This window comes from Streptomyces javensis (assembly GCF_039525925.1).
Lineage (GTDB): Bacteria > Actinomycetota > Actinomycetes > Streptomycetales > Streptomycetaceae > Streptomyces > Streptomyces asiaticus.
In genome coordinates, this window is sequence record NZ_BAAAIF010000090.1 from 25507 (window position 1) to 35817 (window position 10311).

6 protein-coding genes are annotated in these 10311 nt (G+C 66.5%); 2 read left to right on the plus strand and 4 right to left on the minus strand.

Annotation, left to right across the window (positions count from 1 at the left end; translation table 11 throughout):
- Positions 1-8 precede the first annotated feature (8 nt).
- The gene (locus ABD329_RS42905) at positions 9-2048 is read right to left on the minus strand and encodes a DEAD/DEAH box helicase family protein (protein ID WP_198278405.1); all 2040 of its coding nucleotides are present in this window, start codon (positions 2046-2048) and stop codon (positions 9-11) included.
- Positions 2049-2310: 262 nt separating this feature from the next.
- On the opposite strand from ABD329_RS42905, the gene ABD329_RS42910 reads away from it, so the two are divergent.
- A complete protein-coding gene (locus ABD329_RS42910; RefSeq protein WP_198278406.1) occupies positions 2311-3642 on the plus strand; it encodes a competence protein CoiA family protein in 1332 nt (443 codons plus the stop codon).
- A gap of 43 nt (positions 3643-3685) precedes the next feature.
- Here ABD329_RS42910 and ABD329_RS42915 read toward each other — a convergent pair whose 3' ends face one another.
- The gene (locus ABD329_RS42915) at positions 3686-5104 is read right to left on the minus strand and encodes a competence protein CoiA family protein (protein WP_306420137.1); all 1419 of its coding nucleotides are present in this window, start codon (positions 5102-5104) and stop codon (positions 3686-3688) included.
- 563 nt (positions 5105-5667) lie between these two features.
- Between ABD329_RS42915 and ABD329_RS42920 the strand changes: the two genes are divergently transcribed.
- Positions 5668-5901: a hypothetical protein gene (locus ABD329_RS42920; protein ID WP_344317876.1), complete on the plus strand. Its 234-nt coding sequence runs from the start codon at positions 5668-5670 to the stop codon at positions 5899-5901.
- 93 nt (positions 5902-5994) lie between these two features.
- On the opposite strand, the gene ABD329_RS42925 is transcribed toward ABD329_RS42920, so the two are convergent.
- Positions 5995-7227, minus strand: a complete 1233-nt coding sequence (locus tag ABD329_RS42925; protein ID WP_344317877.1) for a hypothetical protein — start codon at positions 7225-7227, stop codon at positions 5995-5997.
- Positions 7228-7348: 121 nt separating this feature from the next.
- A complete protein-coding gene (locus ABD329_RS42930) occupies positions 7349-9736 on the minus strand; it encodes a DEAD/DEAH box helicase (protein ID WP_198278409.1) in 2388 nt (795 codons plus the stop codon).
- Positions 9737-10311 lie beyond the last annotated feature (575 nt).

Sequence of the window (10311 nt, forward strand, 5' to 3'; positions counted from 1 at the left end):
CGGCCCTCCTATTTCAGGGCTAGTGCGGCCTTCAGCCGCTTTTCGGCGCGATCGACAGTGTTGGCCGTCTTCGCGGTGTAGCCAGCTGCTTCGTTCACTCTGAACGTGGCCTTCTGGACAGCGTCCTGGTAGCCGGGGGACCCGGGTGCCACGCCGCAGGCGTGAAGATATCGGGTGATGGCGGTCGTGGTCCTGCTCCTGAGGTCCTCCATGATCTCCTTGTCGGTACGCGGAGGCTGGGGCACCTCGACGAAGACCTCGTTGTCTGAGTCACCTCGCGGGCCCGGTACGTCCTCAGCCCTTTTCGCCCGGATGCCGTACAGGTCCAGGAATCTTGCGAGCTTGGTCGCATCCTCAGCCGAGTCCACCTCCACCTTGATCGACTCGATGAGCATCAGCTCGTCAGATTCGACGTCGGTGTCGTTGCTCGCGGCGCGAGTGGTTGTGGCCACGGCCGATTCCACGAAGGACAAGGCGAGCTGGCGTTCCTCAGCGGTGTCAGTCGACTCCTCAGCGGCCTCACGTTCCTTGACGCGGCGCAGGCCTTCCTCCCGCTGGCCGCGCAGGTGCTCGAGGAAGTCCTTCATCTTCGGGTCGTCCGGGGCGATGATCAGGCATGACTGTTCCCGGGCCGGCATGCCGCTCCAGACTCGCAGTCCTCGCCCGACCAGCTGCATGAGATGGCCGGTGTCGCGGTAGTGAGTGAGGATTCCGACGACGCTGATCTGCGGGCAGTCGTAGCCGATGAACGCCATCCGCACGGTCACGAGGATGTCCATCGGTAGGGAGCGGAACTCCGCCAAGGCGCGGGGTGCGTCCGTGTCGGAGGAGACGGCGATCCCGACTCGCAGACCTGGGTGGCGGCTTTGAAGGTACTTCTGCACCTTCTTGGCTTCGCTCTGCCCCATGCACGAGATCAGCCCACGGTACTCGGGATTGAACTTCTGCTTGTCGCGCACCTTGGCGACGACCTGCTCTACCAACGGCTCCCAGGTCTTGGGATCACGCAAGACCTCGGCCAGGCCATCCCCGTCGTCCGACAGGTTGTACGTCAGGAGCGTGTCGCCGCTGTTTCGGTCTGTAGGATCGCCCAGGGTGCGACGCGACACACGCGCCTCCGTCAGGTGCATCTCGAAGGTGCGCAGGTAGTTTTCGGCGATACCGTCGGCGTACGTGGCCTCGGCGTGCTTGACCAAGGGCCTGAGGCCTTTCGGGTCATCAGGCCGCGGCTCGGCGTAGTCGGCCAGTACCAGCGGCGCGTTATCCGCCCGGTAGGGCGTACCGGTCAGAAGCAGAGTGTGCAGCGCGAACCCGTGGAGCTTTTGGATAAGTGTGCCGGCACGCGTACCGCCGCCGTCGTTGTCCCTGGAGTCGCCGCAGAACTGGGCCTCGTCAGCGATCAGCAAGAAGCGTCCCTGGTGCTTGGCAGCCCACTCCAGGAAGATCGACTCGCTGGTTGCCAGAGCACTATAGGTAGCAACGAATCCGGTCCCCTTCCCCTCGGTGAGCGGGACCTCGTTCGTGCGGTGCCAGATCTTGCCGAACCGCGGCTGCTCGAACAGCTTGCACAGGCCTTCTGACCTCTTGTCAGGAGTGAGATGTTGCCACCCGATCTCACACTGCTGCGCCAGCGTGACACGAGGCACAAACACCGCGATGTGGTCGATGCGGCCCTCACGGAACAGGCGAGTAGCCAGTGACAAGTACGCCAGTGTCTTTCCTGAACCTGGCGACGCAAGGACAACCGTCCGGTCACGGCCCGACTCGATACCGTCGATGACCTGGGTGACCACATCCGCCTGAAACGGCCGCGGCTTGAACGTGTCCTGAAACTGCATCTCCCGCCCCTTCTTGCTGTTGCACCCTGCGCACAGGGCCTGCCCGTTCTCGACGGTCGTCGGACCACCAGCGATCCAAGGGATGCGGTGATCGGCGTTCCAGCCGCCAACCAGCTCTTCGCCACAAAGCTCACAACGCCCCCCGGCGAGCGAGTACAAGACCTGGCGCTGCTGGCTACTGAAAAAGCGCTGCGGATCAAGCTCTACCAATGCCCTCCCCCTCGCAGACAGCCATGGCCGCAGCCTAGACCGCACCTCTGACAGTCGGTGCCGAATCAGCTACAGCAACCGCAAGACGGGCGGCCCCCGTGGGGCCCGGCGCCGTCAACGAAGCACCGGCTCGTACGGCTGGGGAGGGATCGCCCTGACCCATCCGGCGTATCAGGTTGCTCTGACCGGGGGATGCCATGTCAGACCCGGTTCCTACCGTCCGCTGCGGACAAGGCTCCGTCACCGAGTGGAGGAGAGAGCGATGGTGTTCGTCGGGATCCACGGAGAGTGGGGACGCATCGACGTCACCCAAGCCGACCTCGGCTGCGGCCAGGACCGGGAGAGCATCTACAAGACCAAGCGGCCCGCACCGCTGACCTGCTACGAGTGCGACTGGCGCCTCCACCTGGTCCACAAGACCCACGGCGCGTACGACCTGTGGTTTCTGCGGCACGCCAACAAGGCACCCCGCTGCGAAGCTAGGGCCGCCGGCGAGGGCATGGCCCACCATCTGCTCAAGCTGGACCTTGCCCACCACGCCCGCGCGGCGGGCTGGAGTGCCGAGTACGAGGTCGCTGCCCCGGACGGTTCCTGGCGTGCGGACGTGATGGCCATCTCGCCCGACGGCAGCCGCCGGGTGGCTCTGGAGGCACAGATGGCCTCCATCTCGGTCACCGACATCGAGGCCCGCACCGCCGGGTACTCAGAGGCCGGTGTCGAGGTGTGCTGGTTCACCGACCGCAAGACGGTCCCGTGGCTGGACAACGTTCCCTCCGTCAGGATTGCCCGGCCCGACGACGGCGGTCCCGTCCAGGTCACCGCCGGGGCCGCCCGCTTCGAGCCGAAGTGGTGCGAAGACCGGACGGTCTGCGACTTGTGCGAATGCGAGGACTGCGGCGCGGGCGTCGAAGGGCCCCTACCGTGCGAAGGCCACGGCACATGGGAGCCGGCCGCGCCCTTCCCGCTGGAACGCTTCATCGCCGCCATCTGCACGAACGCCACCCGCCCGCACCGTCTGCGCGTGGGCTGGGACACCAGGGGCAAGTGGCGATGGATCACCCGGCATTACTTCGAGCTGGAAGAGAAGCAGCTCCAGGCGCACATCCGCAAGTACCAGATCGTTGAACGCCTGCTGGCCGTCCAGCAGCGACAACACAAGGCGCGGCAGGCAGCCGAACAGGAGCACCTGGCGGCGATCGAGGCCCTCCTCCAACGCCAGAAGGCCCTGGTCAAACGGGTGGTGGAGTTCGTCTACCACGAGGCTGGCACCTACCCCAACGTCGCCCGCGAGGGCAGCCCCGAGTTCGCCATGGGAGTGCCCGTGTACGTGCGCGGAAAGCCGCATGCGGTCATCTGCCCCGTGGCCAGCCGCCTCCCCGCGCTGCGCCGCCGCCTGGCCTCTCTGGTCTTCTTCGTTGCCTCCGAGCGCGAGCGCAGCCGCGTCGCGGCTCAGGCCGCCCCAGGCCAGCGCATCGAGGTCCTCACCGCTGAGCTTGCTGCGGCTTCCCCACCGGCGGCCCTCCCGCAGCAGGACCAGGGCGGCCTCACCGTCCGGCAGGCCGTGAACCGGATGCTCGGTCTCGACCGGATGTAGGGGCGCTCGGCTTCACCGGCCGGTCCGGACAAGCCGTTGGATCTCAGCACATGGTCAGCTGCTCGTGCTCGGGCAGGTCGAGGTTCGTGACCCGGCCCCCGGCCATCACTGCAACCAGTTCCCGGGCCTCCTGGGCACTTCTGGCCAAGGCGTGCAAGCGCTGCATTCCGGGTGAGGAAGCGACCAGGCTGGGGCAGGGCCGTACTACTCCGTACAGAATCCGGCGCCGCCCCAGCGAGTACACCGGCACTCCGTAGGCGTACTCCGATGACATCACCGGAGTCTGCGGAACCTCCACCCGCAGACTCGACTCGCGCCAGGCATACTCAGCGACCGCGGTGAACAGTTCGGTCTTCTGCTGCGACGACAGTCGACTCCACCACGCCCTCGCCGTCACCAACACCTGCCGCTGAATTTCCTCCCGTTCGGCCTGTTCCCGGGCGAGCCGCGCCTCCTCTTCCGCTTTTTCCCTCGCCCGGAGCGCAGCCTCCTCCGCCCACTGTCGATGGATCTCCTCCCAGCGCGGGCGGGACGCCTCCTCCTGCTGCTTGCGCAGACGCTCAGCCTCCTCAGCCCTGCGGGCCCGCTCCTGCTCCTCCAGCGCCCGCCGACGGCGTTCCGCCTCCTCTTCGCGGGCCTCACGCTCGGCCTTCGCAGCCTCCTGCCGCTGCCGCATCGCCTCGTGCTTCTTCTGGTCGCCGACCGGCTGCAGCGACGTCCACCACTGACTCCGCCGAAACCGCCGCCGCTTGCCGTCGATGACGCGGTACACCCGCCGATACCGCGGCAAGACCGGTGTCGGGACAAGCTGCCCATGCAGCGCCCAGCGCACGAACTGGGACAGTGGCGCCTCACGGAACACCCAGCCGCCGGCGGCAAAGTCGAATCCGGCGAGGCCATCGTCCACGATCCAATCCTGATCCCGCTCTTTTGGAGGACGAACCCGGATTGCCGGGACCGTGCTGATCCACTGCGGCGTTTGTTCATGCGGAGACACCCAGCACACCCGGATGCCTTCGCCGACGTAGCGGTTGGTGCGGGCAGCGATGTCGTCCAAGGTGATCGGCGACAGCTGCGCCTCCCAGGCCATACGCTGAGTGCCGTCCACGGAGGACGCCATGACGTCCGCGCGCCAGGAGCCGTCCTCGGCCGGTACCTCCAACGTGGCGTACCACCCTGCTGCTCGGATCGCGGCCGCCATTTCCAGCTTGAGCATGTGGTGTTCCCACGACTCGTTCGACAGCTCGCATGACGGCGGCCGCCCCGGATCGTGGCAGAAGAACCGTACGCCGTACCGGGAGACTTTGGGATGCAGACCCCAGGCGCACTCGGGGCAGGCGAGGGGGACACGTGGACGGACCTTGTGGACCTGGCTCCACTGCAGGCCGCCTCCGAGGTCGGGAAGAGTGGCGTCTAGACGGCCTAAGTCGGGATGTAGCGCAGTGAATGGCATGAATCGCATCTCCTAGCGATCCGCTGTAAGCCGCGGCGTACCTGATAGGACAGCAGGAAAGCAGGCACCACTGACAGAGCGCCCGCATCGCCGCGATACCCCTCCCGGCGCGCTCGTGCGGCAACCGCCGGGTAGCCAGTCGTCATCGTCTCCGGCATCAGCGCGACGCGTGACGGAACAGGGCGTGTCGACTCCGCCGATCGTCGTCACCCCGTCGGCTCGTTCCCGTTGGGGCGCCATCTCGTTGGGGGAGATATGGCGGAACTTTCCGAATTTTCATGCATCAGTCACCAGGACTGCGAGCCGTATGCATTCACTGTTGGGCCGGTTGTCCTGATCCGCCTCCGCGTCAGCTTGGCCCCTGGGATGATCAGGCCGTTACTGGACAGCAGCGAAAGGTGAGGGGGAGCGCGGTGTGGGATTACTCGGAACTCAGCGCGGAGGCACGCAAGCTAGGAGGCCCTGATGCCCTACGGGCGGCCTACGTCCAGCTCGGGCGGCGGCTAGGCCAGCGGCGAGCCTTCGTTCTCGGTGCCCTTGCCGTCGGCGTGCCGGTGGCTGGGTGGAAGGTTTTGAAGGACTACCGCGACCGCCGCGCCGTCGCTGTTTCCCAGGCCACGGTCGTGACCTCCGAGGCCGCGCCCGCGACGGAGGAGGCCGTAGTCGCAGAGGCGGAGGCTGTACTCACGGCCGTCGAGGCCGCGCCGGTGGTCGACGAGCCGGAGCCGGAGCCCGCCGCCGAGTCCTCACTCTCGGCCACCGCAGCCCAGTCCACCCCAGCGGCCGACAGACACTTCAGCGCGTAGGGGCGCGAACGCCCCAGCGCTGACTGACGGGAAGGGCGACTCTAGGACTCCTCGGTCCTCCCCGGCGGGCGGCGGCCGGGGCGTGGGCCTCAATCAGCTGCTGACGATGTCGAGCAGGTCCTGGAAACGGCGGTTTACATGCTCGTTCTCACAGGAGCGGCGAATGTCCTTATCGGACTGGAGATCCTCAACGATCTTCTGGATGTCGCTGCGGCTGTTGAGAAACAGCTCCTTGATGATGGGTGCGGCCCGGTTGCTGTAGAAGACCTTCCGGTTGATCCCGGCGCCGTATCCACCGGGCTCGCCGATGTAGCAGCGCACCATCCACTTCACGATCCCGGGCTTGATGTCGTCCGGAACCTCAGTGAGACCGCCGAACTCCTCGAACAGTCGCAGCGCGGGGCCGTGGGCCTCGTGCTGCTTCCAGTGGTGGCCGATGTCGCTGAGCTTGGCGAGCTGCTTCGCGAAGAAGTCCTTCCGCTGCCCCTTGTGGAGGTAGGGCAGCAGCCCAGCGGCGTGGGCTACACGTACGGTGAGCTCATCCAGCGAGGTACGCCCGAGCCGGTCCAGCAGGATCTTGGCGACAGCCAGGCGCACACCGTTTCGTATGAGTTCGCGCAGCTCCTGGAGCACCAGGTAGGCGTTCTCACGGACGACATCGGCTTCTGAGTCGCTCAGAGCCGTACTCACCAGGACTTGGACGATCTCCTGCTGTCGTTGGTCCGGGGCATGTTCGAAGTCGGTCAGAAGGCGGGTGTCCAGCGTGATGGGGCCGGAGGCCTCGATGATCTGCTTGACCTCGTGCACCTCGATCAACGTGATCGGGTCCTTCGACAACACGGCGTCGATGCATGTCGCGAAGGTGTACACGACATCTTCGAAGGCTGCTTCGTACTCGGAGTCCTCGTGCTCCAGGTCCTTGCGGATGTCGTATACCCGTGTCATCTTGCGCCACTCGGCGCGGCTGAGAAGCCCGATGCGGTAGGCGAGTTTGATCAAGTTGGAGGTCGTGTAGTGCTCAACGTCCTCAGCGTTCTGGATAGGCGGGAGCTTCGGGTTCGCCGCCCTGGCGGCCTCGCCGGCGATGCCAACGCCCACGATCAGGATCTTGTCCTTGAGGTCCCGGACTGCGGCGTTGAACAGACGCTGACAGGCACTGCTCGGATCGACAGGCAGGATGCGGCGCACCCTCTCGATCAAGTTCTTTGCCTGCCAGTCCGGCCTGATCTTCTGCATCAGGCCGGGCACTTCGTCGATCGTCGCAACCCCAACGGACGTCGCTACGACGACAACGCCTTCTTCGCTCAACTTGTCCTCACCTGGCATGAATTGAAACTCTCGGACGTCCAGGGTACGGACTCAGTCGCCCCAAAACCGCTGATATTTCGCACGGGATCGCGGTGCGGGGGACCATACCTTGGGAAGGCCCCCGCATCTTCCGAAGGGGCTACGCACCGACCCAGTCGAGTCCGAGGTCGGCGAGCTGCTGGAGTTTGTCGGGGGTGAGCTTGGCCCGCCTGCTTTTGGTGTTGGACAGGAACACCCCGAGCTTCACCTCCGTCCCGTCCTCCAGGCGTTCTACCTGGGCCCTGGGGACCTTCACAGAGCCCTCGCGGGCCTTGTACTGCGCCAGGGCCGCAACGCCCCGCTCGAAGGCGCTCACAGGCGCCGTGGACGGCTTCGTGGGCTCCTCCGGCTTCGGGGCCAGCGGCACGATGCCGAGCTGCTCCAGGCGCTCGCGTTGCCCGTCCGTCAGGGCCTCCCACACCTCGGGCTTGCGCTGCCGGGCCAGCCACTTCCCGATGTCCATGCCGTGGACCGTGAACCCCGGCAGGACTTCCGCCTGGCCCTTTTCGTCGGCCACCAGCTCACGCAGCGCGGCGTAGTGCCGCTGCCACTCCGCCGGCCACTCGGGGTTCCAGTCCTCGTCCACGGCCTCCAGCGCGGCCTTCCACTCCGGGTGGCCCTCCAGCGCACCAGGCCGCCGAAGGTTGGACAGCCACTGCCCCACCGGCCGGTCCAACATCGTCGCCGACCGGGGCGCACACAGCGTCCAGTGCTGCTCGTAGTACGCCTTCGCGGCCTCCAGGTTCTCCTGGAACCGCTCATCCGCCAGGCTCCAGACCATGCCCAGCTTCTCCAGCCGCCGAGCGCGCAGGCCGCTCATCTGTCCCGCCCCGTAGGCCCGTCGCTGCTCCGCGACCCACTGCCCAAGGGGGTAGGCGCCCTCCTTGTGCCCGTACGGAACCCGGGCGTGGAGCTCACGCTCCGCGAACTTCTTGAGCGCCGCCCATCCGCGAGCCCAGTCCTGCTTCTCCGTGTCGATCACGTTGAAGCTGACCCAGTCCGCGACCATCACCGGATCACGCGGAGCCGCAAAACGCAGCAGAAGACGAGATTCTTCCTCACCATCCTCGGGCGGCGGACCGATGTACTCGGACGGCTGCGCCACGTCCTTCTGAGGCTCCTGCGGGATCGCGAGCAATTCGACGGCCTCTTCGTCGTGAGCCCGCAGACCCTCCAATACCTTCACCAAAGGCCGATACGATCCCGAGGTGAACATGTCCTCCGGCTTTTCCCCGGGCTGGAGAAATACCGGCACGATCAAAGAGGCGAGCTTGCCTTGTCCCGGCTTCTGACGCAGCGCCCGGCCGATGGCCTGGACGATGTCGTGCGGCGCACCCTTGGGGTCCAGCAGGGCCACGGAGTCCACCGCCCGGATGTCGACGCCCTCACCCAGGACACGGCAGTTCGACAGGACAGCGCGCCGCGTGGTGGTCCCGAACCCGGCGAGCACTTCCCGCCGGCGCTCGGGGACGTGCTCGCCGCACAGCCAGTCCGCCCAGATCCGAGCGGGGTACTTCTCCGGCTCGTTGGCGTGGAGCTTCGCCGCGACGCGCTCCAGGCCCTCCGCGTACGCCTGTGCCTCTATCGTCCGGTGGTGGAAGGTGATGCAGGTCTGGAGCCCGTGCTGCGTCATCGTGTGCAGGAGCGCGGCCTGGAGCGCCCCGAGGCGCTGCCCGCGGACCTCCTCGGTGTGCCGGTCCTCGCCCATCAGCCGCTCGGGCGTGACGACCGGGTCCTGGAGCTCCAGGACGATGATCTGGTACCGCGCCAGCAACCCGCGCGACACGGCCGACGCGAGCGAGAGCTTGTACAGGACGGGCCCGAAGACCTTCTCGTCGTCCATGGAGGCCGCCATTTCGCGCGGCAGCGGGTCGCGCACCCCCTCGGCGATCTCGCGGTTCAGCCGCTCCTCCCAGATCCGCGGCGTGGCCGTCAGGTACAGCCGGCGGTGTGACGGGATGATGCCCTGGTTGTGGACGTCGGCCCACGCCTTACCCATCGAACCCGAAGTCCGGTGGGCCTCATCCACCACCGTCAGGTCCATCGGGGCCAGCTGCTGGCCGTAGGCGCCCTCGAACGCCTCCGCCAGGACACCGAGGCTGGCGTACGTCCCGAAGATGGTCACAGGCCCCTGGCCGTGCCACAGAGCCAGCTGCACCGGGTTCGTGGTGGCGCGCACCTTCAGGTTCCACAACTCCGGGTCGTCCTGGAGCGAGCACACCGCAACCGCCGGCCCCGTGTGCCCGGCCGCGCGCCACGCCTGGACGGTCTGGGTCAGCAGGTCCAGCGTCGGCACCAGCACGAGAATGCGGCCCTTGAGGACAAGGCGCTTTGCCGATGCGGCCGCGATGATGGTCTTTCCCGTTCCGCATGCGGCGTGTACCTGCCCGCGCAGGCCATTAACGGGAATGCCGCCCGGCGGGATATCGAGACCGCGCACAATGGCGGCAACGGCCTCGATCTGATGGTCACGCAGTTTCACGGCCATTCCCGTGTTCTCCTTTTTGCGGAAGGTGGCACGCAATCTGAAATGAAAGTCCGGCACGGTGAGGGTGGCCGGGGGATGTGGTGTCTGATCCCAGACTCTACACAGCCAAGCTCTGTGATGCATCACTCACGCACCATGTTCCCGCCCCAGGGTGATACATGGCTGAATCTCGTCCCGATGCGGCGGGTTGTGGTGTATGCTGGCGCGGTATTGATGAACGTGCCGGGGCAGGTTCGAGGGTGGGGGAGGGGTTCGGGTGGAGCGCAGCGGAGCCCGTCTCTTCGGTGGGACCGGCACCCCGTCAAGCCGATGGCCCGTCACATCCGTTGCGGGGGGTGGTGGCTAGAAATTCCAAGCCCTACACAGGCGCGAGCGTGATGCACCTCCCCTTGCTGCCAGCCTCGGCACCCGCGCTTGCGCGGGTGCGTGTCAATTCGCGCTTGCGCGAATTGACACGCTTTTAGAATTCCGCTTGCGGAATTCAATTCCCGCGCTTGCGCGGGAATTTGGCGGAGCATCAGCGGAGCCGTCACTATGCCCCGGCTTGCCGGGGCATATCCCGCGGAGCGGGATAT

Coding starts and splice junctions, on each gene's coding strand:
- ABD329_RS42910 (WP_198278406.1), top strand. CDS start 2,311: ATGGTGTTCGTCGGGATCCACGGAGAGTGGGGACGCATCGACGTCACC.
- ABD329_RS42915 (WP_306420137.1), bottom strand. CDS start 5,104: ATGCGATTCATGCCATTCACTGCGCTACATCCCGACTTAGGCCGTCTA.
- ABD329_RS42925 (WP_344317877.1), bottom strand. CDS start 7,227: ATGCCAGGTGAGGACAAGTTGAGCGAAGAAGGCGTTGTCGTCGTAGCG.
- ABD329_RS42930 (WP_198278409.1), bottom strand. CDS start 9,736: ATGGCCGTGAAACTGCGTGACCATCAGATCGAGGCCGTTGCCGCCATT.